Genomic DNA, 26,772 nt, shown 5'->3' with positions numbered 1-26,772 from the left:
CCTTTACCCGGTCGTGGAGCGGAGCCCAGGTGGGCGCGGGCGCTCTCGGGCCCGCCAACCTGGTTACCAAGCCGTGATGATCACTCTCCGTGATCGCCTTTATGCGATCGTTATCGGGCGGCGAAAAAACTTGGCGAAAATGCGAGATTGCTCCTCGACGAAACTCGATCCGATCGGGCAGCATACGGGGGTATCGCCTCGAAACTGGAGCGACCTTGCACGGGATAGGTTTGCCAGTCCCTTGCCAGGCTCTGGTGAAGTGATGAAAGCTTTCTTCTGAAACGGGACCGGCTCTACCCCCCCGGAGCCGGACCGGTCAGGCGACCCCCGCTCTCCCCCCCGGCGGGGGTCGCCCCTTTTCCGGCCTGTGTCCCCTTACGACCGCCCGGACCCGCCGCCCGGCTCTTCTCACATCCGGACCCGCCGCCCCGGCTCTTCCCGCGGCCCGCGGTCGCCGCCCGGCCCTCCAAGCCATGTGGATGCGACGTCCTGGCTCTTCCCACACTCCATGGCATCTGCCTGCCGCCCCCCTGGGCTTTCCGCGGCCCTCACGGCACTTCCCGCAGCTCCGACGGCGCCACCGAGCTCTTCCACCTCCAGTGGTGTTTCACGCGGAGGCGCGCTCGGTCCTCACGGTCCTTCCAGCGGCAGCGGGGTCACCAATAGTCATCCAGCAGTTATCCACAGGAACCCCACCACCGACCTCGCTCTATCCCCAGAACCGCGTTCGGCCCCTCGCCACCGCCACCACCTGCAACAAGATGTCCCTCCCATCAAACGGGAGGCCGACATGCACCGACCCTTGGTCATCACCGACGACCACGCCCTGCTGGACGACCTGGTCCGGATCGCAGCCGCAGCCGGCGCACAACTCGACGTGGCCCACGTCCCAGCCCACGCCCGCCCGTACTGGAATCTCGCCCCACTCATAGCAGTGGGCGCCGACCAGGCAGAGGCCGTGGCCGCGTCATCACCTCCCGCCCGCGATCAAGTCCTCCTCGTCACCCGTGACCTCGAGGACCCGGACACCTGGCGAAAATGCGTCGCCGTGGGCGCCCAAGCCGTCGTGAGCCTCCCCGCTGACGAACGCCACCTGGTGGAGCGGCTGGCAGACGCCATCGAGCCAGACCCGCGCTCCGGAGCGGTGATCTGCGTGACCGGCGGCCGCGGCGGAGTTGGCGCGAGCGTCCTATCAGCCTGCCTGGCCCTCCACGCTTCCGGCAGCGGCCGCCTCCGCACGCTCCTCGTGGACGCCGACCCTCTGGGCGGCGGCATAGACGCGCTGCTTGGCCACGAGGAGGCGTCAGGTGCCCGCTGGGGAGACCTCGTAGCCAGGGAGGGCCGGATCAGCTGCGCGGCCCTGCAGGCGGCGTTGCCGTCGTTCGGCGACCTGGCGGTCCTGGCCTTCCATCGGGGTGAGGTGGCCGAAATCCCGGCCCAGGCCATGCGCTCTGTCCTCGAGGCCGGCCAGAGAGGCTTCGACTTGGTGATCGTAGACCTCCCACGCCATCTCGACCCGGCCGCCATCGAGGCCCTCACCAGAGCGAACGCCACCCTCGTCGTGGCGGCGGCCGACGTACGCGGAATCCTCTCCGCGGTCCAGGTCCTGTGCGAGGCCCGCAAGCACACCTCCGACCTGCGAGCGATCCTCCGCCCCGGCATCGTGGACGATGACATGGCAGTGGCCGCGCTCGGCATCCCCTGCGCCGGCACCCTCCCCGACCAGCCAAGACTCACCGCCACCCTCAACCGCGGCGAGCTACCCAAACTGGGCCCGCGCACCGTACTAGGCGGTCTCTGCGCCTCCCTGCTACGCGACGTCCTGCCACCGTGACGAGCCCTGCGTCCGGTCACTGGGACGGGCCCCATGCCCGGCCCCGATATGCCCTGCACCTTGCAATCACCGAAAGCAGGCGAGCACTCTGAAGCCCAAGACCACCCCTTCGGTGGCCCCGCAACCGACCACCCCATCCAAACCGACATCCGCCGTGTCCCCAGAACTGGTGGAGGCCGTCCGGGTACGCCTGGCCCGCACGGGCGCCGAACCCAGCGCCGCGCAGGTCGCCGTCGCACTCAGAGCCGAGAAGGCCGTTTACGGCGACGCGGAGATTCTCGCCGTGGCCCGAGCCCTCTGCGCGGACCTCATAGGCGCGGGCCCCCTGGAACCGCTCCTGGCCCGTCCCGACGTAACAGACGTCCTGGTCAACGGCCCTCGGGAGGTGTGGATCGATGACGGCAGCGGCCTGCACCGCACCTCGGTCACCTTCACCGACGACCCGGCAGTGCGCAGGCTGGCTCAGCGCCTTGCGGCCGCGGCAGGCAGACGGCTGGACGACGCCTCCCCATACGTGGACGCCAGGCTCGCCGGAGGCGTACGTCTCCACGCCGTGCTCCCGCCCGTCGCCCCCGGCGGCACCTGCGTGTCGCTACGCCTGCCGCCGCGCCGCACGTTCACGCTGCCGGACCTGGTGTCAGCAGGCATGATCGCTCCATCCGCCATCCCTGTGCTGACCGCGATGGTGGCCGCCCGACTGGCCTTCCTCGTCACCGGCGGCACTGGGACAGGAAAGACAACGCTGCTGTCGGCCATGCTCTCGCTGGCCGACCCGGGCGAACGGCTCCTCCTGGTCGAGGACTCGGCCGAGCTTCGCCCCCTTCACCCGCACGTCGTACGCCTGGAGACCCGCCCGGCGAACCTGGAGGGCGCGGGCGGAGTGGGTCTGCGTGACCTGGTACGGCAGGCATTGCGGATGCGCCCGGACCGTTTGGTGGTCGGTGAGGTGCGGGGTGCCGAGGTGGTGGATCTGCTGGCCGCTCTCAATACCGGCCACGAAGGGGGCTGCGGCACCCTGCACGCGAACACGGCGGCGGACGTGCCGCCCCGCCTGGAGGCACTGGGTTGTGCGGCCGGCTTGAGCAGGGAGGCCGTACACAGCCAACTGTCCGCGGCCCTCGACGCCGTCATCCACCTGACCCGTGATCGCCCGGACGGGCGAAGACGCATCGCCGAAATCTGCCTGCTCTCCAGAACGTCAACAGGCTTCGTCGCGTCACTCCCCGCCCTGACCTTCGACACGAAGGGCAACTCCCGAATCGGCCCAGGCCACGACACCCTCGTCCAGGCCGTACAGCGGGACACCCACTCCTGATGAGAGGAAGGCAAGCCGGCGATGACAAAGACCGCCCTGGTAGCCACCGCGTTGTCCACAGTCTGCGCAGTGTGGCTGTGGACAGGCCCGACCACCGCCACAACCCGCCTTGCCAGACTGACCGCAAGCCACCACCAGAAGCCCCAGTGGCAGTCCCTGCGAAGGCTATTCACCCGTCAAAGCCCCGCGCGCCGAGCTCAAGCCTGGCGACTGGCCTCCATCGAACTGTGCCAGGCACTCTCTGCGGAACTGTCCGCAGGCCGCACCCCAGGAGAGGCGCTGACCAGGGCCATAACGGCAGTGGACTTCCCCGACCCCGAGGCCCTGCGCCCGATCGTCGCGGCGGCGAGAGACGGCGGCGACGTCTCCACTGCCCTGACCGCCGCGGCCCCGCCACAGGGAGGCGAGGGCCTGCGCCAACTCGCAGCATGCTGGAACGTGAGCGTCACAGTAGGCGCAGGCCTTGCAGCCTTGGTCGAACGCGTCGCCAGCACTTTACGCACAGCGCAGGTTCACCGCCAGGACGTCGCAGCACAACTGGCAGGACCACGCACCACGGCCAGAATGCTTGCCGCGCTTCCCGCCCTCGGCCTCCTCATGGCCGCGGCCCTGAACATGCACCCCCTCACCTTCCTCCTCGGCAGCCTCCCCGGCTTCGCATGCCTGGTGATCGGAATCACCCTCGACGCCTTCGGCCTGTGGTGGACAAACCGAATGGCCGCCCAAGCACAAGGCTGACCAGCTAACCCCCGAACCACCCAGCCACTTCCCGATCGAGCCCAGCCAGAAGATGCGCTCGGCCAAAGCGTTCCCCAGCGCCAGTGCGACGGACATTCCTTTCCCGACGAACTTGATCGGAGTCCCGCCAATGCTCGAATTCCTGTCCGCCCTGTGCGCCGGCATGGCTACGTGGCTGTGGCTCTCCCCAAGGACGCCGCGGGAACGCCTGGCCCGACTCCGTCCCCCGCAGAAGGGCCCGGAGAGCCCTCCCATTCCTCCCTCACAAGCCCCCTCGCCGTACCAAAACCCGAACATCCCAACACCACCAAGGCCGAACATCGAACGACCCCGCCCGACCTGGCTCGATCCACCTCATGACCAGGCACGACCGATCACCCGCAAGACGATCATCACCGCCACGTGCGCTGGATTGGCGACCGCAGCCCTCATCGGCGGCACGCTCGGAATCCTGGTCGGCCTTCTGATCACCCCCGCCACCGGGATGTATCTCCACAAAAAGAAACCGGCACAGAGCCAACACGAGCACGAACGAAACACCAATGACCTACCTTTCGCCGCCGATCTGATGACCGCATGTCTGCTCGCTGGACGCCCGGTGAGCGCCGCCACCGAGATCGCCGCCAATGCGATCGGCGGCCCGCTAGGCGAGCGGTTGAGCTGGGTGAGTAACCAGCTACGCCTAGGTGCCGACCCCGAGCCCACCTGGGCCCTCCTCGCCAAGGACCCCGCATTGGGCGGGCTTTCCCGGGCCATGGCTCGAGCAGCTCAGAGCGGCGCCCCGGTAGCAGACGTCCTGACCCGCCTGGCCGACGACGCCCGAGAAGCCGCCCGAGCCGCGTCTGTCGCCTCGGCCAGGCGCGTCGGCGTCAAGGCGGTCGCACCCTTGGGCTTGTGCTTCCTGCCGGCGTTCGTCCTTCTGGGCATCATCCCGGTAATAGCCGGCCTCGCCTCGACAATCGTCCTCCCGTAGCGGTCATCCGTCGCGAAACCGCGGATCACGGTCATCCACAGACCCCCGTAATCCACAGGACTAGCGCCGTTGCCCCCGCCCATCCACAGAACGCCACTCGGCCCATCGAACCCGACCTCGTCTCGGCGAACCTAGGTCTCCCGCCGGACAAGAGCCCGGCTCCACCGAGCACCTGGAGGCACGATGCATAGTCCCGCCACCACGCCAGGCAACATCAGCGCCATCCCAGTAGCCCTCCTCGCCGCATCGCCGAAAAGCCCAGCCAGCAAGGTGAATCTCAGCAAGACGAACGTTCGCGCGCTCACCCACTCCACCGATACGCCCTCATCTGGCAAGACGGTCGGCATGGCCATGATCACTCACAACCCGACCCACTCCATTGCAGCTAGAAGCGCAATTCACGAGGCCGCAGAGGCCGTGCCAACAGCTCGCGAGTTCCCAAGGGACATCGAGCCGGACTCCAAGCACCCATCAGCGCCTCACACCTCCCCGCATAAGCCATCGACCGCCGCTCCCGATGACCCCAGATCACGCCGAAGCTCGCGACAGCGGTCCAGCAGGTGGCTTCACTACGCGGCCGCGAACCGGGAGCGGGGCATGTCCACTGCTGAGTACGCCGTCGGAACCATCGCAGCCTGCGCTTTCGCCGCACTTCTCTTCAAGGTGGTCAGCAGTCCGGAGGTCCAGGAAATGTTGTCGTCCCTCATCGACCGAGCGCTCAACACGAACGGGTGACCCTAGGCCCCGCGCAGACTACGCCTCTCGCGTGGACCACTGGTCGCGGCCGGACCACGACTGCGGAGGCGCGAGCGGCGATGGACGGCCAGCGGATGGCATCGCGCGGCTCGGTGACGGCCGAGACCGCCGCGATGCTGCCCGCGCTCATGCTCGTCCTGGCAGCCGCGCTATGGGCCATCCAAGCCGTAGGCACGCAATTGGAATGCGTGGACGCAGCCCGAGCGGCGGCCCGAGCCGCCGCTCGGGGCGAGCCGCTGGACCAGGTCCGCGACGTCGCCCGCTCGGCCACACACCCAGATGCTCACGTAGACGTAACGCGCGACACAGAGACCACAAAAGTGCAGATCACCGTGCAAGTACGACCAGCATGGGGCTCCTCGCTGCCAGCAGTCCGCGTATCAGCTTCGGCCACCGCCGATACCGAATCATGACGACCGCCATGACGTAGGAGGGGCCGTGGAGTCGTGGAGTCCATCCACCGTTCGCCATCTAAAGAGGGTGAAAGCGGATGTATGACAGCTTGCCGCATCTTGCTGGCAACGGCTCCACGGCCCACGGCCCACGGCCCACGGCCCACGGCCCACGGCCCACGGCCCACGGCCCACGGGCAAGGTGGCACGTAAGGGGAGGTAGCAATCAATCCCAGGGAACGAGGGTCAGCCACGATATGGGGCGTTGCCCTCATGGGGCTCCTGATGGCCGTCGCTACGGCGTTCGCCACCGTCGGCGCCGCGCGCGTGGCCCGCCATCGCGTCAACAACGCCGCCGACATGAGCGCCCTTGCCGCCGCCAGGTTGGCCCTCTTCGACCCCGAAGGCGCCTGCGCCAGAGCCGCCGCATTGGCCGCCGAGAACGGCGTCGAGCTGACCCGATGCGAGATCAACGATGAGGTGGCCGATGTCTGGACCTCGTTACCGATCTCGTTGCCCATTGTCGGCACTCGCACCGTGAGCGGCAGAGCGCGGGCGGGCCCGGCAGAGCGGACGCCACTCGGCAGTGACGATCGTTAGAAGCCACTCGCTGCGCTGCGATGGTCGGACCATGAGGGGCTGCTCTGGGCGGTGCTGCAGGATCCCTGCAGCACAGGCCGGACGCCGCTTGGCCTCCCTCCGAAAGGGAGGGCCTGTCGAAGGGTGGTTTCTGAGATCACAGGCGCCCCCTGCACGGCTGGTGGGTGTGTTTGGGAGGGATGGATCAAACGGGGCTTTTGGGGTTTGTGAGACAAGGTCGCAATCAAGTCACGACTTCTTGGACAGCGTGTCCAAGAGTTGGATATCTCGCGTAACGTTCCGCTTACCCTCGGTCCATGCCGTCTACGACAAAGGGTCTGGGAGAGCCGGGACGGAGTCGCTAAGGTGCGGGTCCGGGGGCGGTCGGTGACCGTATCGCCGGACGGACTGCACTTCCGATCGTCGTCCGAATGCCCCCCATCCGGACGGCGCGAGGCTCTCGATGGAGGGAAGCGTCGTGACGGTAGTTGGCAGAGTGGTGACCGCGGGGATCGTCGCGGTGGCATCCATTGTGCTCGGCGGTTCTGCCCAGCCGGCGACGGCGGCCACGGTGACCGGGGTGACGCAGGCCGGCTCCTCCGGGCAGATCACCTCACCCTCTGACGGTCAGGTCGTCTCGAGTTCGTCCGTCACGGTTTCCGCGCGTACGGGGCTGATGCAACTCCGCATGGGCCTGTACGTGGATGGGCCATCGACGCCCACGCAGAAGGTGGCCGATGGCGGAGCGAACCAGACGATTTCCGGTACGTTCGACGCCGGGAACGCCCCCAACGGCACGTTCACCGTGACACTCAAAGGCGAGATCACCGGGACCACCTACGCAAGCAGCACGTTCAAGCTACGGAGGCCCGCCCAGATCCCAGGCAACGTGAACGCCAGCCTCCAGGGCACCAAAAAGATCTCGGTGACCTGGAGCAAGGGATCCGAGCCCGACTTGCAGTCGTACGAGGTGGCCAACACCCACTCCGGCGTGGTGGGGCGGGTGCCTGTGGACAGCGCGTGCTCCGGCGGCACCTGCGAGGCGGCGCTCGCCGTGCCGGCCAATGCGGCGGGGCAGAAGGTGGGATTCACGGTCAAGGCGTTTCGGGGTGACGGCGACGGCGGGTCGATCGGGTCGGACGAATCGGGTGCCGCCTACGTCACGATCCCCGCACCTCCCGCCGCCCAGGCGAAGAAGGAAACGGCCAAGACCCGGGAGACGCCGAAGGACACCCGGAAGGTGGATCCGTTGCCGACCCTGCCGGCCAAGAAGCAGACCGTGCCCACGAGCAAGCCGACCCGCAAGCCGACGACCTCCAGGTTGCCGGCCATCCCCGATACCGACGCGGACGGCAACCTCCCGATCCCGACCGCCGACAGCCGGGGTGACACGGGCGGTCTGAGCCCCGCAGGCACCAAGGAAGAGGGCACGGACTCCGCGCCTGTCCAGGCGGGTGACGTGAAGGCGCAATCGGACGAGTCCCCGATCGGGAACTTCGGCCAGTATGGGCTCTACATCGCGGGCGGCCTGCTCTTGTTGCTGCTCGGCGCCCACGCAGGGGCTTGGGCCCGGAGACGCGCGCTCGCCGCCGAGGGTGGACGGCACCCCCAAGCCCCGGCCGTCATGGCTTCGAGGGCGGTTGCCGATTCGGAGGGGGGCGAGGTGGCGGCGGCGGTACGAGCTGATGACGGCGGCGTCCCGGTGACCTCGACACCCCCTCGGCGCAGGCCAGCTGTGATCCTTGCCGTGGCCAAGACCCGCGTTCCCGATCGTTCACCTGCTTCGAAGGCGTCGTCGGCCGATCGGCCACATACTGAGGACGCGTCCTCGGCCGAGGGTTCAGTGGGTGAGGGTCTGTCGTCGGTTGGCCGGTTGGCGGCTCAGAGGGCATCCTCCGTCGATCGTCTGGAGATTCGGGAGACGGAGACGTCCTCCGGCGACAGCCGGCGGTTGCATCAGGTATCCGGTGCCGGCCCCCGTGCGCGGCTTCAGGAGCTCCCCAAGGCGGCTCTGCCCGACCAGGCGCACAAGGAAGTGCCTGCCGCGGCGCCGTCAGATGGTGGCGAGGCGCGGGCGGTCGAGGGCGTGGCCGGGGATGCGGGCAGTGCCGACGAAGCGCACGTGGTCGACGAAGTGCGCGTGGTTCGTCAGGAGCCGGTGCGGATCGCCCTGCCCAGTTCGGCTGTTACGGATGTGCCTGAGTCGTCGGCTTCCGTTCTTCGCCCCGCCGTGCGGATCGAGGATCGCTGGGACGACTACCTGCCGCCGTCGCCCAGGTCCATGGAGGACAGTGGGTTCTGGGAACGGCCACAGCCTGGGGCCGCGGATTTCTGGGCCGCGGACGACGATGACGACGACGACAACGCCGGGGATGAAGGGGATGAGGACAAGCGCGCCTATGCGGCACGCCGCCGCGCCTGAGGACCGGCCAGGTCCTGCGTCAGTGCTGCCGACGCTGAGCCATCATCGGTCCGACGCAGTGCCAGCCCCAATCCGACGCTGAGCCATCGCGTAGCGGACGAAGTCGTGCGGTTCACCTGGTCAAGGGCCTGATCGCGGGCAGGTTTCCGTCATGCCGGTCGTGCTGCGGTGTTGGTCATTCGGCGGCCAAGAGTGTGTTCAGGAGACGGATCGCGCCGCGTTTGTGCAGGGGTTCGTTGCCATTGCCGCATTTGGGGGACTGGATGCAGGAAGGGCAGCCGCGTTCGCATTCGCAGGACGCGATGGCTTCGCGGGTGGCCGTCAGCCAGTCCGTCGCGCGGGCGTAGCCGCGTTCGGCGAAACCGGCGCCGCCTTCGTGGCCGTCGTACACGAACACCGTGAGCAGGCCCGTATCGGCGTGCAGCTCCGTGGAGACGCCGCCGATGTCCCAGCGGTCGCAGGTGGCGAACAGCGGCAGCAGGCCGATCGAGGCGTGCTCGGCGGCATGGGCTGCGCCTCCGAGGTCGATGCCCGCTTCCGCGAGGGGCGCCACGGCCGAGGCGGGCAGCGTCCACCAGACCGCGCGGGTACGGAGCGTACGGGGCGGGAGGTCGAGCGGCTCGTCGCCGAGCATCTCGCCGGAGTGGAGACGCCTCATGAGGTACGAGACCACCTGCCTGGTCACCTCCACCTGGCCGAAATGCAGCGTGCCGGGGCCCAGTGGCTGGGAACGCTCGGTGGCGAGGATGGAGATGTCGGTTATGTCCCGTGCGAACGTCGAGTAGTCGGGGTTGGCGCTGGACACCAGGGCCACGCCGGCGTCCAGGTCGAGGAGCTCCACCAGGAAGGTCTCGCCCTGGTGGATGTAGACCGCGCCGGTGTGGACGGTGGTGTGCGCGGACGGCTCGTCCACGCTGCCCAGGAGGCGGCCCGTGGACGACTCGACGACCTGGATCGGGGTGCCTCCGCCGCCTCGGATGTCGGCGAGGTCGGTGGCCCGCTCGCGCCTGGTCCAGAACCAGCCCGCCGGGCGCTTCCGCAGCAAGCCCTCGCCGACCAGGTCGTCCAGGACATCGGGGGTAGTGGGGCCGAAGATGGGCAGGTCGTCCTCGGTCAGGGGGATCTCGGCGGCCGCGGCGCAAAGATGAGGGCCCAGGACGTACGGGTTGTCGGGGTCCAGGACGATGGCCTCCACGGGCTGGCCGAACAGGGCCTGCGGGTGGTGGACGAGGTAGGTGTCCAGCGGGTCGTCTCTGGCGATCAGCACGGCGAGGGCGTCCCGGCCGTCGCGGCCCGCGCGGCCTGCCTGCTGCCACAGGGAGGCCCGGGTGCCGGGCCAGCCCGCGATCAGCACGGCGTCCAGGCCGGAGACGTCGACGCCTAGCTCGAGGGCGTTCGTGGTGGCCAGGCCCATGATGGTGCCTTCGCGGAGCGCCTTCTCCAGGAGGCGGCGGTCTTCCGCGAGGTAGCCGGCTCGATAGGCGGCGATCTTGTTCGGGAGGTCCGCCAGGTCGGGGAGGTCCGCCGGCGTCCAGGTGTCCGCTGAGGGCAAGGTGCCCTGGGGCCGATCGAGGTGCGCCGGCCGCTCGGGGGCTGTCTGGCGATTCGCGCGGTTGGAGGCGGGTGGCGTGATGCCGTGGTCTTGGGCGGGTGGCGTGATGCCGTGGTCTTGGGTGGGTGGCGTGATGCCGTGGTCTTGGGTGGGTGGCGTGGTGCCGTGGTCTTGGGTGGGTGGCGTGGTGCCGTGGTCTTGGGTGGGTGGCGTGGTGCCGTGGTCTTGGGTAGGCGTCGCAGGTGCACGGCCTGGGCCAGGCGTTGACGGTGCAGGGCCTGGGCCAGGCGTTGACGGTGTAATGCCCGGAGCCGGCGCGGCAGGTGCGGCGGTGGGTCCTTGGGGTGTCGGGGACATGCGCGTACCGGTGAAGGGCATGGAGAAGGCGACGTCGGCGAGTTTGGCGCGGGCCGACAGCGCGACCGTCTCCGCGCCGCGCCGGGACCGGACGAAGGCGAGCGTTCGGACGTCCGCCAGAACGAGGTCCGCGAGCAGATCCGCCGCCTCCGCCGTCGCCGTACGCCGCACAGGAGCCCCTCCCTCGCCCCGTAGTTCCGTCAGAGGCGGCTCCCACAGGGCGATGGTGGTAGATCCCTTGGGAGAGGCGTCCACAGTCACCTCGTCCATCTCAAGCCCCGTCAGCCTCATCGCGAACGCCCCCGGCTCGCTGGCCGTCGCTGAGGCGAGCAAGAACGTGGGCCGCGAGCCGTACCGGGCGCAGACGCGGCGCAGGCGGCGCAGGATCTGGGCGACGTGGGAGCCGAAGACGCCGCGGTAGCCGTGGCACTCGTCCACGACGATCAGGCGGAGCCGGCGGAAGAACGCGGACCACTGGGCGTGTCGCGGCAAAATCCCCCGATGGAGCATGTCTGGATTTGTCAGGACGTAGTTCGCGTGCTGGCGGACCCACGTCCGCTCCTCGAATGGTGTGTCCCCGTCGAAGCAGGCCGCGCGTACCTGGGTGATGCGCAGCTCCCGCAGCCCGCGCAGCTGGTCGGCGGCCAGGGCCTTGGTCGGCGTCAGGTACAGCACCGTGCCGCCGTCCAGACACGAGGCGACGGCCGGAGTGAGGTACGCCAGCGACTTCCCCGACGCCGTCCCCGTGGAGATGATCACGTTTCGGCCACGAAATGCCAGGTCGGCGGCCTCATGTTGGTGAGGCCAGAGTCCTGTCACCCCCCGGTTCGCCAAGCGCGTAACAAGCACTTCTGGCGTCCATTTGGGCCAGCGGCCTTGACCGGCCTGACGTGCTGGAACATGCTCCACATGGGTGACACGCTCATGACGTGCGGGAACACTAAGCAGGTGGCGGAGGAGTGGACCTGCTTGTTCTGGGGAGGATGCCGAGGAAGTCACTGTTTCCAGTCTTGCATCGATGGGCAAAGTCGCCGGGAATCGTGATTTCGTATAGACACAAGCCACACGCGTGGTTGAATGCCCACGCGTCAAGGTCGGACAGTCTGGAGCCAAGACTCCAGATTGCCAGGCCGGCAAGAGTACTGTCGCAGGCGAGGCGCTGGAGGATCTGTGGATCTGAAGTTGGATCACCACAACGAGGACCGACTCACCATCGTCGAGGTCGAGGGTGAGATCGATGTCTACACCGCGCCGAGATTGCGTGAGCTTCTGATCGACCTGGTGAACAAGGGTAACTTCCACCTTCTCGTCAACATGGAGAAGGTCGACTTCCTCGACTCCACGGGCCTGGGCGTCCTGGTCGGCGGGCTCAAGCGTGTACGGGCGCACGACGGCTCCCTCGAGCTGGTCTGCACGCAGGAGCGCATCCTCAAGATCTTCCGGATCACCGGTCTGACCAAGGTCTTCGGGATCTACGCTTCGGTCGACGAAGCCAAGGAAGCTCACGGCAAAGACAAGTAGCATGGCTACCGTCGAGCTGACGTTCAGCGCCCTTCCCGCGCATGTGCGGACCGCCCGGCTGGTCGCGACGGCGATAGCGCGCCGCACCGGTGTGGAGGAGTCCCTGCTGGACGAGGTCAGGCTCGCTGTGGGTGAGGCGTGTTCCCGGGCAGTGGAGGCGCATCGCGCTCACTGTCCGGGCGAGCCCATTCGCATCGAGCTGCGTGACGACGCCGGGCGCTTCGAGGTCACGGTGAGCGATCACGCCCCCAGCGATGAGCTCCAGCAGGAGAAGCCGCTTGACCTCGGCATGCTCTCTGACTCGTTCATGACGGGTTTCGGGCTCGCGGTCATCGCGGGGCTGGCCGACGACGTGGAGGTCCTGCCCACTCCCAAGGGCACCGACATCCGCATGAGCTGGCCCGCCGCTGGTATCCCTACCTCATAGTCTTTCCCTTTCTTTCTTTACGGTGGCCCACCCCGGCCCCACCCCCGCACGGGGCTGAGGCCTGTCCAGGGAGACGCTGCTGACTCGTTCAGTGGCAGGCCGCCGTTACGGCGCTACGGGCACCATCGCCTCCATCCAGGCGTGGGCCACGGGCGCCTTCTCTCCTTCAGGCGTGACCGTGGACCTGGATCGTCCACGGTCACGCCGTGCATGCACGCGCTTGCCGATCCCGGGTTTCGGCTGACCGGAACGATACCTTGTCATGCCCGTAAACAGAGGGAAATTACGGTTGTCAGGGTGCAAACCGGGGCACGGGCAGGGGCTTGCTGGACGTCTGCATAATTAGTGACCTTCCGAGCCTTCATATCCGTTCACTGCCTGCGTAGACTCCCGGCACCGGCCAAGGTGATCCGGCGGAACGCGGATTCAACCGGAAGCGGCACCCACAACCCGGAAGGTGCCGCAACACCCGCCGAGGAAAACTGCAGCACCGTCCGGGCAGGACGACCGGTCTTGCCGAGGAGAACGATGAGCAGGCACATGCTGGCATCGGAGCCAGCGTCCAATCTGGCCCTGAGCGCAAACAATCTCACCATCGTGATCGTGGTCGCCGCGGTCGCACTGATCGCACTAGCCGTCGCCGGCGGCCTGGTGCGCGAAGTGCTGTCCGCCGGCCAGGGCACCGAGCGCATGCAAAACATCGCCCGTGCCGTACAAGAAGGCGCCGCCGCCTATCTCACGCGTCAATTCCGCACGTTGGCGATCTTCGTCGTCGTGATTCCCTTCCTGTTGCTCCTGCTACCTGGAGAGATGGACGTCCGCATCGGGCGATCGATCTTCTTCGTGGTCGGGGCGGTATTCTCCGCGCTGACCGGGTTCATAGGCATGTGGCTGGCCGTGCGCGGGAACGTCCGCGTCGCCGCCGCGGCCAACGACTCGGGCGAGAAGCGCGCCATGCGCATCGCGTTCCGCACCGGCGGCGTGGCCGGCATGTTCACCGTGGGCCTCGGCCTGCTGGGCGCGGCCGTGGTCGTGTTCATCTACCGGGGCGAGGCGCCCCACGTGCTCGAAGGGTTCGGCTTCGGGGCGGCGCTGCTGGCGATGTTCATGCGAGTCGGCGGCGGCATCTTCACCAAGGCCGCCGACGTCGGCGCCGACCTGGTCGGCAAGGTCGAGCAGGGCATCCCCGAAGACGACCCGCGCAACGCCGCCACCATCGCCGACAACGTGGGCGACAACGTCGGCGACTGCGCGGGCATGGCCGCCGACCTGTTCGAGTCGTACGCGGTCATGCTGGTCGCCAGCCTCATCCTGGGCAGCGCGGCCTTCGGCGAGCAGGGGCTGATCTTCCCCCTGATCGTCCCGATGATCGGCGTCATCACGGCGATCATCGGCATCTTCGTCACCGGGATGCGCGACGGCGACCGCAACGGCATGGCCGCGATCAACCGCAGCTTCTTCATCTCGGCCGGGATCTCCGCAGTGCTGGTCGCCGTGGCGGCGTTCCTGTACCTGCCCGCCGACTTCAGCGGCCTGACCGGCTCGGTCGTCCAGTCCGACGCCGACCCGCGGCTCATCGCCATCGGCGCGGTCCTCATCGGCCTGGTGCTGGCCAGCGCCATCCAGCTGCTGACCGGCTACTTCACCGAGACCACCCGGCGTCCCGTACGCGAGATCGGCGAGAGCTCCCGCACCGGCGCCGCCACCGTCATCCTGGCTGGCATCAGCGTCGGCCTGGAGTCGGCCGTCTACTCCGCCCTGATCATCGGCGGCGCGGTCTACGGCGCGTTCCTGCTGGGCTTCGGCAACGTGACGCTCGCGCTGTTCGCGGTGGCCCTGGCCGGCACGGGCCTGCTGACGACAGTGGGCGTGATCGTGTCCATGGACACCTTCGGCCCGGTCTCCGACAACGCGCAGGGCATCGCCGAGATGTCGGGCGACGTCCATGGGGAGGGCGCCCAGGTGCTCACCAGCCTGGACGCCGTCGGCAACACCACGAAGGCGATCACCAAGGGCATCGCGATCGCCACGGCCGTGCTGGCGGCGACCGCGCTGTTCGGCGCCTTCCGCACCGCGGTGGAGCTCGAGCTCGCCAAGGCTGACGCGTCGATCAAGGACGCCCTGGGAATCTTCCAGAACTTCAGCCTGAGCATCGACAACCCGAACGTCCTGGTCGGCCTCATCATCGGGGCCGCGGTCGTGTTCCTGTTCTCCGGCCTGGCGATCTCGGCCGTCGGGCGGGCCGCGATGCGGGTCGTCTTCGAGGTCCGGGAGCAGTTCCGCACCAAGCCCGGCATCATGGACGGCACGGAGAAGCCGGACTACGGGCGCGTCGTCGACATCTGCACCCGCGACTCGCTGCGCGAGCTGGCCACGCCCGGTCTGCTGGCGGTCATGACCCCGATCGCGGTGGGCTTCGCCCTCGGGTACGCGCCGCTCGGCGCGTTCCTGGCGGGGGCGATCGCCTGCGGCACGCTGATGGCCGTGTTCCTGGCGAACTCCGGTGGCGCCTGGGACAACGCCAAGAAGCTGGTCGAGGACGGGCACCACGGCGGCAAGGGCTCGGAGGCGCACGCCGCCACGGTCATCGGCGACACGGTCGGCGACCCGTTCAAGGACACGGCCGGCCCTGCCATCAACCCGCTCATCAAGGTGATGAACCTGGTGGCGCTGCTGGTCGCGCCCGCGGTGGTGCTCTACGCCGGCAACCCGGCCCTGCGGATCGGCATCACCGTGGTGGCGGTGGCCGTGGTGGTCGGCGCCATCGTGGTGTCCAAGCGGCGGTCGGCGACCAGTGAGCCGGCCAGCGACAACAACAATCGTGAGCAGGAGCCGGTCGCGTCATAGCCCGGCACCCACACCAGAGACGCCCGCTCCCGCATGGGGGCGGGCGTCCCGCTGTCCGGGGTGTGGGGGCGGTTGCGACAGGCGGGCGTGGCACCGGAGGGCCTCGGTGGGAAACTAGGCACGTGGAAGATGACAAGCCGCCCAGCGGCGGAAAGACCCTGGGCCTCATCCTGCTGGCGATGCTCGTCATCCTGGCCGCGCTCGTCGCGCTGGCCAACTGGGCTTCGAAGACAGGGTGATCCGGTGCGGACGTTGATCGTACTGAGGCATGCGAAAGCCGCCCACATCCCCGGCCTGGCCGACCGGGAGCGGCCGCTGACCGACCGCGGGGAGCGGGACGCGAAGCGGGCGGGCGATGAGATCAGGGCTGCCGGGCTGGAACCGGACGCGGTGCTCTGCTCGCCGGCGCTCAGGACCAAGCGCACCGCCGAGATCGCCTTCCCCGAGATGGAGATCAGCTACGAGCGCGACATCTACGAGGCCTACCCCGAGGAGCTGCTGGAGCTGGTCCGCCGGTCCGATCCGGACCTGGGCACTGTGGTGTTGTGCGGCCACAACCCCGGCGTGCACGAATTGGCCTTGGGCCTGGCCGGAGGCGACTACGTGTTCCGGCCGGGCGCGTTCGCGGTGATCCGGGTGGAGTCGGCGTGGGCGGACCTCTACCCAGGAGAGGGCCGGCTGATGACGCTCTGGGATCCGAAGGAAAACTAGCCGGCCGTGAGCACGCCGTCCTCGGCGTCGGCCGCCTCCACCTCGTCCCGCGAGATCCCCAGCAGGTAGAGGATCGAGTCCAGGTAGGGCGTGTTGACCGCGGTGTCGGCGGCCTGGCGGACCACCGGCTTGGCGTTGAACGCGATCCCCAGCCCGGCCACCGCGATCATGTCCAGGTCGTTGGCCCCGTCGCCGATGGCCACGGTCTGGGAGATCGGCAGGTGGGCCTCGCGCGCGAAGCGCTCCAGCGCCCGGGCCTTGCCCGGCCGGTCGACGATCTCACCGACGACTTTTCCGGTCAGCCGCCCGTCCACGACCTCCAGAACGTTCGCGGCGGAGTAGTCGATGCCCAGCTCCTCGACCAGCCCGTCGGTGATCTGGGTGAAGCCACCGCTGACGATGGCGAAGCGGTAGTCGAGCCGCTTGAGCGTCCGCACCAGCGTACGGGCGCCGGGCGTGAGCACGACCTGCTTGCGCACCTGCTCGAACACCTCGGCAGGCAGCCCTTCGAGCAACGCGACCCGCTTGCGCAGCGACTCGGCGAAGTCCAGCTCGCCGCGCATGGCCTGCTCAGTGACCTTGGCGACCTCGTCGAGGCAGCCGGCGTGAGCGGCCAGCAGCTCGATGACCTCGCCCTGGATGAGGGTCGAGTCGACGTCCATGACGATCAGCCGCTTGGCCCGCCGGGACAGGCCCGTGCGCTGCACGGCCACGTCGACTTCCTGGGCGGCGGCCTCGGCGGCCAGCTCGACCCGCAGCGCGTCCGGGTTGGCCCCGGAGACGGACAGCTCGATACAGGTGACGGGCCACTGGGCCAGGCGCTCGATGCGGTCGATGTTGGCGCCGGCGGCGGCGATGCGCCCGGCGATGCCTGCGATCGCGGCGGGCTGAAGTGTGGCGCCGAGCACGCTGACCGACAGGCGGCCACGGCGGCGCTGGTCCCTGGCCTGGGATCCGGTGGAGAGCTCGACCTCCATGCCGAGGTCCTCGGCCACCCGCTCGACGGCGGTCCACATGGCGCCGAGCGTGGTGCCGGTACCGGTGGAGGGGCCGCCCGCGTACGCGACGAGCACGCCGAGCGTGAGCCGGCCCCGGATGACGACCTGCTCAATGTCGGAGACCGTCACCGGGAAGCCGGAAAGGACGGAGAAGAGACGCGACGTGACACCGGGCCGGTCGGGGCCGGTCAGGGTGATCAGGAGGGTGCGCTGGTCCACATCCAGCCACGGTACTGCGCCCGGTCCGATGGTCGTGCAGCAGGTACGCCCTTCGGACCGGGCACGGGTCAGCGAACGACCTTGGTCTTGACCTTCTTGTTGAAGCCGAAGCCGGGGACGCCGAGCCGGTCCAGCTCCTCCTTGCTCATGTCTTCCATGCCCTGGTCGACGTTGTAGGTCACGATGCCGACGTTCGCCGTCTGGGTGCCCTTGGCGCTCTTCTTCAACGTCGCATAGAAGGTGATGCTGACCGAGTCACCCACCTCGATGACTTCGGTCGCCGGGCAGTAGAACACACGGGCCGACGCGAGCCCACACCTCATCTTGGAGTGATTCGAGATGTAACGGACCTTCTTTACGTCGATGCCCTTGGGGAACTCGCCGCCGAGGAACCACGAGTCCGCGTAGTGCGGGCCCTTGTTCGTGGCGACGATGGTGTACTTGATCTTCCCGCCGACCTTGACCGTCTTCGGCGCCGACACCTTGACCGCGAAGGCGGAGTACGGATCGGCGGCCTTGGTCGTGGTGGTGGTGGTGGTCGTGGTGGCGGCGGAAGCGGGAACAGCCGGGAGGAGCAGGGCGCCGGCCAGCAATGCCAGCGTGGCGGCCTTGGGAAGGGAGTAGCGCATTCGACGTCTCCGGTGAGGAATTGGGCACGGGGACGCGCATCGCCAAGCCCCCGTAAATGTCGGCTGTTCCTATCACGATGGCAAAATCTATGTAAAGCCTATTTCTTCAGTATCAAGTGTGTGTCGCCGAACTCGTGCCACAGATACCCCTCCCGTAGCGCCTCGTCATACGCCCGGGCCAGGGCCTGCTCGCCCGCGATCGCGGTCAGCATCAGCAGGTGACTGGAGCGCGGCTCGTGCAGTCCCGTGATCAGCCCCGTGACGGCCCGCACGCCGCGTTCCGGGGTGACGACGTGCTCGGTCCAGCCCGCGGCCGCGCTCACCCGCCCGTCCGCGCCCGTGGCCGTCTCCAGAGCCCGTACGACCGTCGTGCCCGCCGCCACCACCCGGTTGCCGCTCCGGCGGGCCAGATTGACCAGCCGCGCGGTCGAGGCCGGCACCTCATACCGCTCCGCGTACGGCGGCTCGTCCTTCTCCGGTGAGGCCACCCCCGTGTGCAGAGTGATCGGCGCGATCCCGACCCCGCGTGCCACCAGCGCCGTCACGAGATCGGCGGTGAACGGCCGCGCCGCGCTCGGCATCTCCGCACTGCCCGGCACGGTCGCGAACGCGGTCTGGTAGGCGTCGATCGGCCAGTCCCGATCCACGTAGGAGTAGCGGATCGGGACCCCGTACGCGCGCAGGTAGGCCCCCACGTCCCGATCCAGCGCCGCCCGCCACAACCGCGGCGTCTCCCGTTCGATCAGCCGCAGCGTGGCCCGACCCGGCAGCGGCAGCCACTCCCCGGCCTCGCCCCCGCCGTACGGCTCGGTGGCCTTCGCGGTACGCCTGCGCAACTCGACCAGCCATGTGCCGTCCTCGCGCGCGGTGGAGAAGTGCACCGCCAGCCGGTCGAGCCTGACGGCCGCGGGCAGGGTGGCCGAGTTGTTCACCACGATCAGGTCCCCGGGGTCGAGCAGCCCCGGCAGGTCCACGAACCGGTGGTGCTCGGGCTCGGTGTCGCCACGCGAGACCATCAGGCGAACCGCGTCCCTGGACAACCCCCTGGCCTCGGGCGGCTCGTGGGCCGTCAGGCCGGGCGGCAGCACGAAGTCGAGTGCCGGCGTCGTCATTGCAGGCTCACTCGTCCGCTGGCCGGCCGGGAGCTGATCAGATCGTGCAGCGCCGCGGCCACCTTCGCCGGGTCGGCCGCGGCGGCGGCCTCTTCGGCGCCCACCGCGTCGGCCAGCATGTGGGTGTTCATCTCGCCCGGATCCACCCACCACACGCGGACCCCGGGCTCCTCGGCGGCCAGCACGTTCGACAGCTGCTCCAGCGCGGCCTTGCCGGCGCCGTAGCCGCCCCAGCCTTCGTACGCGCCGGTGGCGGCGTCGGAGGTGACGTTCACGATGGCGCCGGAGGAGGACGAGCGCAGCGCCGGAAGTGTGGCCTGGATGAGGGCGAGGGGAGCGGTCACGTTCGTCTCCAGCAGCGCCCTGAACGCCTCCAGCGGATAGCCCGCCAGAGGCGGCAGCGGCGTCACGCCCAGATCGCTGGCGTTGTTGACCAGCAGGTCCAGCTCGGGGGCCGCCCGGGCCAGCCGCTCGACGTGCGCGGGGTCGGCCACGTCGCCCGGGATCGCGGTCGCGCCCAGCTCGGCCGCGACCCGCTCCAGGTCGTCCGCTCCGCGGGCGGTGAGGACGAGGTTCCAGCCAGAGCCTGCCAGCGAGCGCGCCAGCGCGAGGCCGAGACCGCGGGAGGCGCCGGTGATGAGTGCGGTGTTCGTCATGTCTCGACGCTAGGAACGTGACGGCCGGCGGACATCGGGCTGAGGACCGGTCCAGGCCTGGGCACATCGTCCTAGGACCCGGGGTGGCCGGGGATCATAGAGTGGTTGCGTGATGGCCGACCGAGACGAGATCCTGCAGGCGGTGAGCTCCGCCGTGCTCGCGGTCACCCGCCATCTGTCGGTCCGCGAGGTGCTGCAGGTGATCGTACGCTCGGCGCAGCGGCTGCTCGACGCCCGCTACGCCGCGCTGGGCGTGCCCGACGAAGAGGGGTCGTTCGGCGAGTTCGTCGCCGAGGGCCTCACCGACAAGCAGTGGGACGCGATCGGGCCGCTGCCCCGGCAGCATGGCATGCTCGGCGCGATGCTCCGCGAAGGCGCCCCCGTCAGGCTGCCCGACCTGCGCAAGGACCCCAGGTTCGAGTGGTGGCCGAAGGCCCATCCGGTGATGAAGGACTTCCTGGGCGTCCCCATCCGCGACGGCGACGACGTGCTCGGCATCATCTTCCTGGCCAACAAGCGCACGCCCGGCGGCGGCTTCACGCAAGATGACCAGGACCTGCTCACGTTGTTCGCGGCACACGCGGCGATCGCGCTGACCAACGCCAGGCTCTACGAGCGCGGCCGCGAGCTGGCCATGCTGGAGGAGCGCAACCGCGTGGCCAGGGAGCTGCACGACGCCGTCACGCAGAAGCTCTTCTCGCTCCGGCTCACCGCCCAGGCCGCGGGCGCGATGCTGACGCGGGACCCCGGCAAGGCGGCCGTGGAGCTCGAACGCGTCCAGCGCCTGGCCGGCGAGGCACTGGCGGAGCTGCGTGCCGTGATCGTGGAGCTGCGCCCGGCCGAGCTGGACCGGCACGGGCTGACCGAGACGCTGCGCAAGCACGTACGCATGCTCGACAGGCTCCATCCGTCCCTGGTCGCGTTCGAGTGCGGCGAGCTGCCGCCGCTGGATTCGACGGTCGAGGTGGCCGTGCTGCGGGTGGCCCAGGAGGCGCTGCACAACGCGCTCAGGCACTCCGGAGCCTCGCGGATCCTCGTACGCCTGGTTTCTGAGGACGGCAAGCTGGCGTTGACCGTCAGCGACGACGGCAGCGGGTTCGAGCAGGCGGACTCGCGCGGTCTCGGGCTGGTGTCGATGCGGGACAGGGCCGAGTCGGTCGGCGGCATGATGACGGTCGAGTCGGCCCCCGGCCAGGGGACCACGGTACGCGTGGAGGTGGGCGTTTGATCCGGGTGCTGATCGCTGACGATCATCCAGTGGTGCGGCAGGGGCTGCGGACGTTCCTCGACCTGCAGGACGACATCACGGTCGTCGGCGAGGCCGGCGATGGGGCGCAGGCCGTCGAGCGGGTCGCGGAGCTGGCCCCCGACGTGCTGTTGCTGGATCTGAAGATGCCCGTGCTCGACGGCCTCGGCGCGCTGGAGCGCCTGGCCGGGACGACGACCAAGGTGGTCGTGCTGACGTCGGTGAGCGATCGTGGGGACGTGAGCCCGGCGATGCGCGCCGGTGCGTCCGGGTTCCTCTACAAGGACGTCGACCCGTCCGCGCTGGTCCAGGCGGTCCGCGCCGTGCACGGCGGCCAGGTGCTGCTCGCGCCCGAAGCGGCCGAGGCGATGTTGTCCACGGCCGGCGCCCCGGACGTGCCCGCGCCGGTCCCGCTGACCGACCGCGAGCGCGAGGTGCTCGCGCTCATCGCGGCCGGCCGGTCCAACAGGGAGATCGCGCGGAGCCTGGCCGTCGCGGAGAAGACGGTCAAGACCCACGTCTCCAACGTGCTGATGAAGCTGGGTGTGCAGGACCGCACCCAGGCCGCACTGTACGCGGTACGGCACGGCCTGGGCTGAGGGTCAGGTGTCCTTCTTGTTGTTGGTCTCGACGTGGCTGGACGGCGGGTTGTACTCCTGGACCGGGGGCGGCGGCGTGTAGCCCCGCCCGGCCCGCGACGGGCTGACGATCGTCGTCTTGACCGTCTTGAGCCAGTGGTAACCCTTGATGCCGAGGCGCTTGAGCTCGGCCTCGCTCATGTTCTCCATGCCCTGGTCCACATCGAACGACAGCACGCCGACGCGGGCCTTGGCGGTGCCCGTGGTGCCCTTCTTCAGCGTCACCTGGAAGTTGAGCCAGTCGGTCTTGCCCTTCTCCAGGCGTATCGGTCCCCAGCACCAGAACCAGCGGTCCTCCCAGGTGCACTTCGTGCCCTTGGGGCCGCCCCAGCGCAGGGTCGGCACGACGCCCTTCGGCACCTCGCCGCCCATCCAGTAGTAGTCGGCGTAGTGCGGGCCGAGGTTTTTCGCCTTCACGTAGTATGTGATCTTGCCGCCGCGCTTGGTGCGCGTGGTGTGCTTGACCGAGATCTTGAAACTCGAGTACGGCGCCAGCCGCGCCGTCGTCGTCGTGGGCGCTGCCGCGGTCGTGGCGGACGTGGCCGTGGTGGCGGCGCTGACCTGGCCGGGCGCGGCCAGGGTGCCGGCGGCGAGACCTCCGGCTAAGAACAGGCTGAAGCTTCTGCGCATGTGACGGCTCCCCGTACGGTGCTGGAAATCCCCGATCATCTCCACGATTATTGCGGAGGGGAAATATTTCGCAAAGAGCGATGATCTTTCGTGACCTGGGATGGCTTGCGGGGGTTCGCGTGGGCCCATCACGCTTGTGATCGGGGGATTCGCACAAGGGGGAGGACCAGGTGCCGGACACGCACCCCTTACAGGCGGGTGATCCGCAGACGCTGGGCACCTATCGGGTGCTCGGCCGCCTGGGCAAAGGGGCGCAGGGGATCGTCTTCAAGGGGGAGGCGCCCGATGGGCGGCTCGTGGCGATCAAGCTGCTGAAGACCCGGCTCGACAAGCCGGGGATCGACGGTGAGCGCTTCATGCGCGAGGTGGCCGCGGCGCGCCGGGTCGCCCAGTTCTGCACCGCCCAAGTGCTGGACGCCAACATGGACGGCGAGCAGGCGTACATCGTGAGTGAGCTGGTCGACGGCGTGTCGCTCCAGCTCGTGGTGCAGCGGGACGGGCCGCGCGCGGGCGGTGCGCTCTACCGGCTGGCCGTCGGGACGGTGACCGCGCTGGCCGCCATCCACCGGGCGGGCATCGTGCACCGGGACTTCAAGCCGAGCAACGTACTGATCGGCAGCGACGGGCCCCGGGTCATCGACTTCGGCATCGCCAGGGCACTGGACTCGGCGATGACGATCAGCAGCGGGGTGGTGGGGACGCCGGCGTACATGTCGCCGGAGCAGATCTCCGCCGAACGGGTCGGGTCCGCCAGCGACATGTTCAGCTGGGGCCTGACCATGGTGTACGCCGCCACGGGGCGGCCCGCGTTCGGGCAGGACAGCCTGCCGGCGGTCATCTACCGGGTGATGAACGAGGAGCCGGATCTGTCGGTGCTGCCCGACGATCTGCGGCCGATCGTGCAGGCGTGCCTCAGCAAGCGGGCCGAGGAGCGGCCTACGGCGGCCGAGGCGCTGTTCGCGTTGCTGGAGAACCAGGGGCAGTCGCCTCGGCTCGACGACGAGGTGGCCCTCACCACCGGCTCCCAACTGGCCGCCGAACAAACTCCCCCCGCCACCGGGCCTGCGGGCATCCCCGGCTCGGCCGCTACTGCTGGCTCCGCCGCTACCCCGGGCCTCGCAGCCCCGGCACCCACCCCAGGCTCCGCATTCACCCACGGGTGGGCACCCACTCCCGGCTGGGCGAGCCCAGAAGGCCACCCGGCTGAAACTTCCGGCCCGCAGGGTGCCGGGCCGCAGGGTGCCGGGCCGCATAGCGTCTGGCCGCAGGGTGCTGGGCCGCAGGGGGTCGGCTCGCAGGGGGTCGGCTCGCATGGCGCTGGCCCGCACAGTGCTGGGCCACATGGCGCTGGCCCGCACAGTGCTGGGCCACATGGCGCCGGGCCGCACAGTGCTGGGCCACATGGCGCCGGGCCGCACAGTGCTGGGCCACATGGCGCCGGGCCGCACAGTGCTGGGCCACATGGCGCCGGTCCGCAGGCCGCCGGGCCTCAGGGTGTCGGGCCGCATAGCGCCGACCCGCATGGCGTCTGGCCGCAGGGTATCGGGCCGCATGGCGCCGGGCCGCATAGTGCCGGTCCGCATGGCGCCGGGCTGCATAGTGCTGGCCCGCAGGGCGCCGGCCTGCAGGGCGCTGAGCCGCAGGGCGGCGGCCCGCACAGTGGCGGGCCGCAGAGTGGGGGAGCGGGAGGGGCGCCTGCGGCCTCCGGGTGGGTGAGTCCGGAAGGGCGATCGGCTGCCGCATCCGGGTGGGTCAGTCCCGATGGGCAGGGGCGTGCGGCCTCCGCGTGGGCCAGCCCCTCTGGGGAGGCCCACGCGCAGCCCCAGGCGTCCGGTGCCGAGTCGGTCGACCGTCACCCGCCCGCTGGGCACCCGCCGGGTTCGCCGTCGCAGCAGCCGGCTGGCGGGCAGGGCGCTTCCAGCAGGCCGTCGGCGGGCTCCTTCGTGCCGGCGCAAGGCCAGCAGCACATGCCGCCGCCGTATCCGATGAGAGCGGTGGGATCGCCCGCGCAGGACCCGGCAGCCGGTCATATGGGCTCGGCCGGCCAGGCGGGTGTGCAAGGGCCGCCCGAAGCTCACGGGCAGGCCGGTGTGCAGGGGCAGCCCGGAATGCGGCAGCACCCCGGGGTGCAAGGGGCGGCGGGCGATCATGGGCGTGGCGGCCTGGGCCGGCCCGCCGGCCCAGGGCACGGGGAGGCGCGGGCACGAGGGGACAACGACGCGTTCTTCAAGCACACGCCCCTCGACGAGCGGCCCGACGTGTCCGACGCCAGGCGGAGGCGTGCTGCCCTGGTCGCGGGCACCCTGGTCGTGGCGCTCGCCCTGGCCGGCGGCGTGCTGTACTTCGGGCCGAAGATGTTCGGACCCGCCGCCGGGGGCGAGAACGTCGCCCAGGTGACCACGTCCCTCAGCCCGACGGCCGCCACACCCACGGCCCCCACCCCCACCCCGACGGCGCCGACACCGACCCCCACAGCGGTGACCCCGACCCCCACACCCACCCAGGACCAGCCCCAGGAGCAGACGGTCCCCGTGGTGGGCAAGCAGGACGGCACGTCGCTCAAGGGCCATACCAAGGGCGTCCAGACGTTCTCCGCCGTCTCCGTGAGCGACAAGACGACCTGGCTGGTCACCGGCGGACAGGACGGCCGGGTACGCCTGTGGGACCTGGCCAAGCACAAGTCCCTGGCCACCATGAAGGGCCACAGCCAGGAGGTGTACGCCGTGGCCGGCGCGATGATGGGCAAGACGCCCGTCGCGGTCTCCGGCGGCTACGACGGCAGCGTCCGCCTGTGGAATCTCAAGACCCGCAAGGGCAAGGTCCTCGGCTGGCACGGCGACGCCGTCTACTCCGTCGCCGTGACCAAGGTCAAGGACAAGTGGATGGCGGTCACCGGCGACGCCGACGGCTACCTGAGATTCTGGGACCTGGGCAAGCGCAAGGCCACGGGCAAGAGCATCAGGGCCCACCGCAAGCCGGTGAACTGGCTCAGCGCCACCCATATCGGTGACCGCGCGATCGCGATCTCGGCCAGCGAGGACGAGTCGATCCGCATGTGGGACATGTCCAAGCGCAAGTCGTACGGGAAGACGTACAAGGGCCACTCGAAGGGCGTGTACGCGGTCACGGTGGGCAAGGTCGACGACGAGACAGTCGTGGCATCGGGCGGCAAAGACGGAAAAATCCGGATTTGGGATCCGACAAACGGCAAAACCATCGGCACCATGTCCGGCCACAAGAAGATCATCTACTCGCTGTCCTTCGGCACCATGGCCGACCGGCCGGTCCTGCTGTCCGGCAGCACCGACGGCACGATCAGGCTGTGGGACCTCGGCACCCGCAAGGCGCTCGGCAAGCCGGTCAAGGCACACAAGAGCGGCGTGTACGCCGTAGGCATCGTCCGCCTCGACGACCGCGTCACCCTCGTCTCGGCCGGCAAGGACAAGCTGGTCAGGCTGTGGAAGGCCGGGGATGCGCCTACGGGTTCCTGAGCGGCTCGAAGATCGCGTGGTGGGCGGCCACGAGCGCACGGCGTACCGCACGGTCGAGCTCGCGCAGTGCGGCGCCGCGGGCGGCGATCTGGCCGGAGGTGAGCCCCCGGTCGTCGGCCAGGCTGAGCACGGCGGCCAGCCGCGCGGCCAGCGCCGAGACGCGATGCGCCCGCGCGGGATAGCCCGGCGCCAGATCGCCGCCCCGCGGCCCGAGTTCGGGACGGCCCTGCGCGGGTCCGTCGACGGAGGCCAGTGCCTCGGTGGCCGAGCGGATCGCGTCCGACAGCTCGCGCTCGGCTTCGGACAGCGAGGGCAGGTCATGGCGTACCGGCCCGGATTCGTGCACGTCCAGCCGTACGCCGACATAGGACGATCCGCGCAGGTCCGGCGCCGGTACCAGCCCGAGGTTGTGGTCGTCCAGCACCGCGATCACGGCCTGCCCGGCGTCGACCGCGGCCGAGTTGAACGATGCAGGACCCGACAGCCCGAGCGGATCGCCCGGCGCGGGCAGGGCGAGGCGCACCTCGCGCAGCCCGCTCGCGCGCAGGTTTGCGAGGTATTTACGCAACGGGACCTCGCCCGCGATGACGGGCCCGCCGGCGGATTCGACGTGGTCAGCCGCCTCGTCGAGGCCGACGTGGCCGGCAAGCCACGCGTTGCCCCAGGCGACCAGGGACGGACAGACAGGCGATTCAGGGCGCACCGATCCACGATAAGCGCTCGGCCTGC

The 26,772-nt window shown here is 69.5% G+C and carries 23 protein-coding genes and 1 pseudogene; 16 read left to right on the top strand and 8 right to left on the bottom strand.

The features are described 5' to 3' along the window. Positions 1–790: 790 nt before the first annotated feature. The 8 genes from ssd to OHA25_RS04665 all read left to right on the top strand — a co-directional run bounded on the left by ssd (position 791) and on the right by OHA25_RS04665 (position 9,009). On the top strand, positions 791–1,834 hold the full coding sequence (ssd, locus tag OHA25_RS04700) for a septum site-determining protein Ssd (RefSeq protein WP_327586376.1): 1,044 nt from the start codon (positions 791–793) through the stop codon (positions 1,832–1,834). A 154-nt stretch (positions 1,835–1,988) separates the two neighbouring features. Next, complete coding sequence (locus OHA25_RS04695) at positions 1,989–3,149, top strand: TadA family conjugal transfer-associated ATPase (RefSeq protein ID WP_327586375.1); 1,161 nt, start codon at positions 1,989–1,991, stop codon at positions 3,147–3,149. A 21-nt stretch (positions 3,150–3,170) separates the two neighbouring features. After that, entirely contained in the window at positions 3,171–3,887 is a 717-nt protein-coding gene (locus OHA25_RS04690; RefSeq protein WP_327586374.1) for a type II secretion system F family protein, read from the top strand. Positions 3,888–4,017: 130 nt separating this feature from the next. Further along, positions 4,018–4,860, top strand: a complete 843-nt coding sequence (locus OHA25_RS04685; protein WP_327586373.1) for a type II secretion system F family protein — start codon at positions 4,018–4,020, stop codon at positions 4,858–4,860. A gap of 597 nt (positions 4,861–5,457) precedes the next feature. Beyond that, positions 5,458–5,595 (top strand): DUF4244 domain-containing protein, encoded by a 138-nt coding sequence (locus tag OHA25_RS61120; RefSeq protein WP_127938717.1) that lies wholly within the window; start codon positions 5,458–5,460, stop codon positions 5,593–5,595. 80 nt (positions 5,596–5,675) lie between these two features. Further along, complete coding sequence (locus tag OHA25_RS04675; RefSeq protein ID WP_327586371.1) at positions 5,676–6,029, top strand: TadE family type IV pilus minor pilin; 354 nt, start codon at positions 5,676–5,678, stop codon at positions 6,027–6,029. A gap of 204 nt (positions 6,030–6,233) precedes the next feature. Next, the gene (locus OHA25_RS04670; RefSeq protein WP_327590926.1) at positions 6,234–6,608 is read left to right on the top strand and encodes an Rv3654c family TadE-like protein; all 375 of its coding nucleotides are present in this window, start codon (positions 6,234–6,236) and stop codon (positions 6,606–6,608) included. 457 nt (positions 6,609–7,065) lie between these two features. Then, the gene (locus OHA25_RS04665) at positions 7,066–9,009 is read left to right on the top strand and encodes a hypothetical protein (protein WP_327586370.1); all 1,944 of its coding nucleotides are present in this window, start codon (positions 7,066–7,068) and stop codon (positions 9,007–9,009) included. Between the two features lie 175 nt (positions 9,010–9,184). On the opposite strand, the gene OHA25_RS04660 is transcribed toward OHA25_RS04665, so the two are convergent. Beyond that, complete coding sequence (locus tag OHA25_RS04660) at positions 9,185–11,677, bottom strand: DEAD/DEAH box helicase (RefSeq protein WP_327586369.1); 2,493 nt, start codon at positions 11,675–11,677, stop codon at positions 9,185–9,187. 411 nt (positions 11,678–12,088) lie between these two features. Between OHA25_RS04660 and OHA25_RS04655 the strand changes: the two genes are divergently transcribed. The 4 genes from OHA25_RS04655 to OHA25_RS04640 all read left to right on the top strand — a co-directional run bounded on the left by OHA25_RS04655 (position 12,089) and on the right by OHA25_RS04640 (position 16,424). After that, the gene (locus tag OHA25_RS04655) at positions 12,089–12,439 is read left to right on the top strand and encodes an STAS domain-containing protein (protein WP_020542579.1); all 351 of its coding nucleotides are present in this window, start codon (positions 12,089–12,091) and stop codon (positions 12,437–12,439) included. Between the two features lies 1 nt (position 12,440). After that, the gene (locus OHA25_RS04650) at positions 12,441–12,866 is read left to right on the top strand and encodes an ATP-binding protein (protein WP_305914347.1); all 426 of its coding nucleotides are present in this window, start codon (positions 12,441–12,443) and stop codon (positions 12,864–12,866) included. Positions 12,867–13,394: 528 nt separating this feature from the next. After that, on the top strand, positions 13,395–15,713 hold the full coding sequence (locus OHA25_RS04645) for a sodium-translocating pyrophosphatase (protein ID WP_305914348.1): 2,319 nt from the start codon (positions 13,395–13,397) through the stop codon (positions 15,711–15,713). A gap of 243 nt (positions 15,714–15,956) precedes the next feature. After that, positions 15,957–16,424, top strand: coding sequence for a SixA phosphatase family protein (locus tag OHA25_RS04640; protein WP_305914349.1), 468 nt, complete (start codon positions 15,957–15,959; stop codon positions 16,422–16,424). Here the strand turns inward: OHA25_RS04640 and serB are convergent. From serB to OHA25_RS04620, 4 genes are all read right to left on the bottom strand, one after another. After that, positions 16,421–17,641 carry a phosphoserine phosphatase SerB gene (gene serB, locus OHA25_RS04635; RefSeq protein WP_327586368.1) on the bottom strand — a complete coding sequence of 407 codons (1,221 nt, stop codon included), beginning with the start codon at positions 17,639–17,641 and terminating at the stop codon, positions 16,421–16,423. The two genes, OHA25_RS04640 and serB, sit on opposite strands and share 4 nt — an antisense overlap. A 68-nt stretch (positions 17,642–17,709) precedes the next feature. After that, on the bottom strand, positions 17,710–18,270 hold the full coding sequence (locus OHA25_RS04630) for a hypothetical protein (RefSeq protein ID WP_327586367.1): 561 nt from the start codon (positions 18,268–18,270) through the stop codon (positions 17,710–17,712). A 98-nt stretch (positions 18,271–18,368) separates the two neighbouring features. Further along, the gene (locus OHA25_RS04625) at positions 18,369–19,382 is read right to left on the bottom strand and encodes an S-adenosylmethionine:tRNA ribosyltransferase-isomerase (RefSeq protein WP_327586366.1); all 1,014 of its coding nucleotides are present in this window, start codon (positions 19,380–19,382) and stop codon (positions 18,369–18,371) included. Further along, the gene (locus OHA25_RS04620; protein ID WP_327586365.1) at positions 19,379–20,038 is read right to left on the bottom strand and encodes an SDR family oxidoreductase; all 660 of its coding nucleotides are present in this window, start codon (positions 20,036–20,038) and stop codon (positions 19,379–19,381) included. Before OHA25_RS04620 ends, OHA25_RS04625 begins: the two co-directional genes overlap by 4 nt. Positions 20,039–20,150: 112 nt before the next feature. Here OHA25_RS04620 and OHA25_RS04615 point away from each other — a divergent pair, with 112 nt between their 5' ends. After that, positions 20,151–21,266, top strand: a complete 1,116-nt coding sequence (locus OHA25_RS04615) for a GAF domain-containing sensor histidine kinase (RefSeq protein WP_327590925.1) — start codon at positions 20,151–20,153, stop codon at positions 21,264–21,266. Further along, positions 21,263–21,883, top strand: a complete 621-nt coding sequence (locus tag OHA25_RS04610; RefSeq protein ID WP_327586364.1) for a response regulator transcription factor — start codon at positions 21,263–21,265, stop codon at positions 21,881–21,883. Before OHA25_RS04615 ends, OHA25_RS04610 begins: the two co-directional genes overlap by 4 nt. Before the next feature lie 3 nt (positions 21,884–21,886). On the opposite strand, the gene OHA25_RS04605 is transcribed toward OHA25_RS04610, so the two are convergent. Further along, the gene (locus OHA25_RS04605) at positions 21,887–22,552 is read right to left on the bottom strand and encodes a hypothetical protein (protein ID WP_327586363.1); all 666 of its coding nucleotides are present in this window, start codon (positions 22,550–22,552) and stop codon (positions 21,887–21,889) included. 170 nt (positions 22,553–22,722) lie between these two features. On the opposite strand from OHA25_RS04605, the pseudogene OHA25_RS61115 reads away from it, so the two are divergent. Further along, positions 22,723–23,496 (top strand): annotated as a pseudogene (locus OHA25_RS61115) (serine/threonine-protein kinase); the annotation flags it as partial. 205 nt (positions 23,497–23,701) lie between these two features. On the opposite strand, the gene OHA25_RS61110 reads toward OHA25_RS61115, so the two are convergent. After that, a complete protein-coding gene (locus OHA25_RS61110) occupies positions 23,702–24,295 on the bottom strand; it encodes a histone H1-like repetitive region-containing protein (protein WP_442942166.1) in 594 nt (197 codons plus the stop codon). Between the two features lie 224 nt (positions 24,296–24,519). Between OHA25_RS61110 and OHA25_RS61105 the strand changes: the two genes are divergently transcribed. Beyond that, positions 24,520–26,043 (top strand): hypothetical protein, encoded by a 1,524-nt coding sequence (locus OHA25_RS61105; protein ID WP_442942165.1) that lies wholly within the window; start codon positions 24,520–24,522, stop codon positions 26,041–26,043. Here OHA25_RS61105 and OHA25_RS04595 read toward each other — a convergent pair. Next, the gene (locus OHA25_RS04595; protein ID WP_327586361.1) at positions 26,030–26,746 is read right to left on the bottom strand and encodes a hypothetical protein; all 717 of its coding nucleotides are present in this window, start codon (positions 26,744–26,746) and stop codon (positions 26,030–26,032) included. The two genes, OHA25_RS61105 and OHA25_RS04595, sit on opposite strands and share 14 nt — an antisense overlap. Positions 26,747–26,772 lie beyond the last annotated feature (26 nt).

This window comes from Nonomuraea sp. NBC_00507 (assembly GCF_036013525.1).
In the GTDB taxonomy this organism is placed as follows: domain Bacteria; phylum Actinomycetota; class Actinomycetes; order Streptosporangiales; family Streptosporangiaceae; genus Nonomuraea.
The sequence above is the reverse complement of the archived record's forward strand: the minus strand, read 5'-3'. Positions and strand labels throughout refer to the sequence as shown.

What these genes read in the sequence shown, in the direction of transcription:
- ssd (WP_327586376.1), top strand. Translation starts at nt 791, where the DNA reads ATGCACCGACCCTTGGTCATCACCGACGACCACGCCCTGCTGGACGAC.
- OHA25_RS04690 (WP_327586374.1), top strand. Translation starts at nt 3,171, where the DNA reads ATGACAAAGACCGCCCTGGTAGCCACCGCGTTGTCCACAGTCTGCGCA.
- OHA25_RS04685 (WP_327586373.1), top strand. Translation starts at nt 4,018, where the DNA reads ATGCTCGAATTCCTGTCCGCCCTGTGCGCCGGCATGGCTACGTGGCTG.
- OHA25_RS61120 (WP_127938717.1), top strand. Translation starts at nt 5,458, where the DNA reads ATGTCCACTGCTGAGTACGCCGTCGGAACCATCGCAGCCTGCGCTTTC.
- OHA25_RS04675 (WP_327586371.1), top strand. Translation starts at nt 5,676, where the DNA reads ATGGACGGCCAGCGGATGGCATCGCGCGGCTCGGTGACGGCCGAGACC.
- OHA25_RS04650 (WP_305914347.1), top strand. Translation starts at nt 12,441, where the DNA reads ATGGCTACCGTCGAGCTGACGTTCAGCGCCCTTCCCGCGCATGTGCGG.
- OHA25_RS04645 (WP_305914348.1), top strand. Translation starts at nt 13,395, where the DNA reads ATGAGCAGGCACATGCTGGCATCGGAGCCAGCGTCCAATCTGGCCCTG.
- OHA25_RS04630 (WP_327586367.1), bottom strand. Translation starts at nt 18,270, where the DNA reads ATGCGCTACTCCCTTCCCAAGGCCGCCACGCTGGCATTGCTGGCCGGC.
- OHA25_RS04625 (WP_327586366.1), bottom strand. Translation starts at nt 19,382, where the DNA reads ATGACGACGCCGGCACTCGACTTCGTGCTGCCGCCCGGCCTGACGGCC.
- OHA25_RS04620 (WP_327586365.1), bottom strand. Translation starts at nt 20,038, where the DNA reads ATGACGAACACCGCACTCATCACCGGCGCCTCCCGCGGTCTCGGCCTC.
- OHA25_RS04615 (WP_327590925.1), top strand. Translation starts at nt 20,151, where the DNA reads ATGGCCGACCGAGACGAGATCCTGCAGGCGGTGAGCTCCGCCGTGCTC.
- OHA25_RS04605 (WP_327586363.1), bottom strand. Translation starts at nt 22,552, where the DNA reads ATGCGCAGAAGCTTCAGCCTGTTCTTAGCCGGAGGTCTCGCCGCCGGC.
- OHA25_RS61110 (WP_442942166.1), bottom strand. Translation starts at nt 24,295, where the DNA reads ATGCGGCAGCCGATCGCCCTTCCGGACTCACCCACCCGGAGGCCGCAG.
- OHA25_RS61105 (WP_442942165.1), top strand. Translation starts at nt 24,520, where the DNA reads ATGCCGCCGCCGTATCCGATGAGAGCGGTGGGATCGCCCGCGCAGGAC.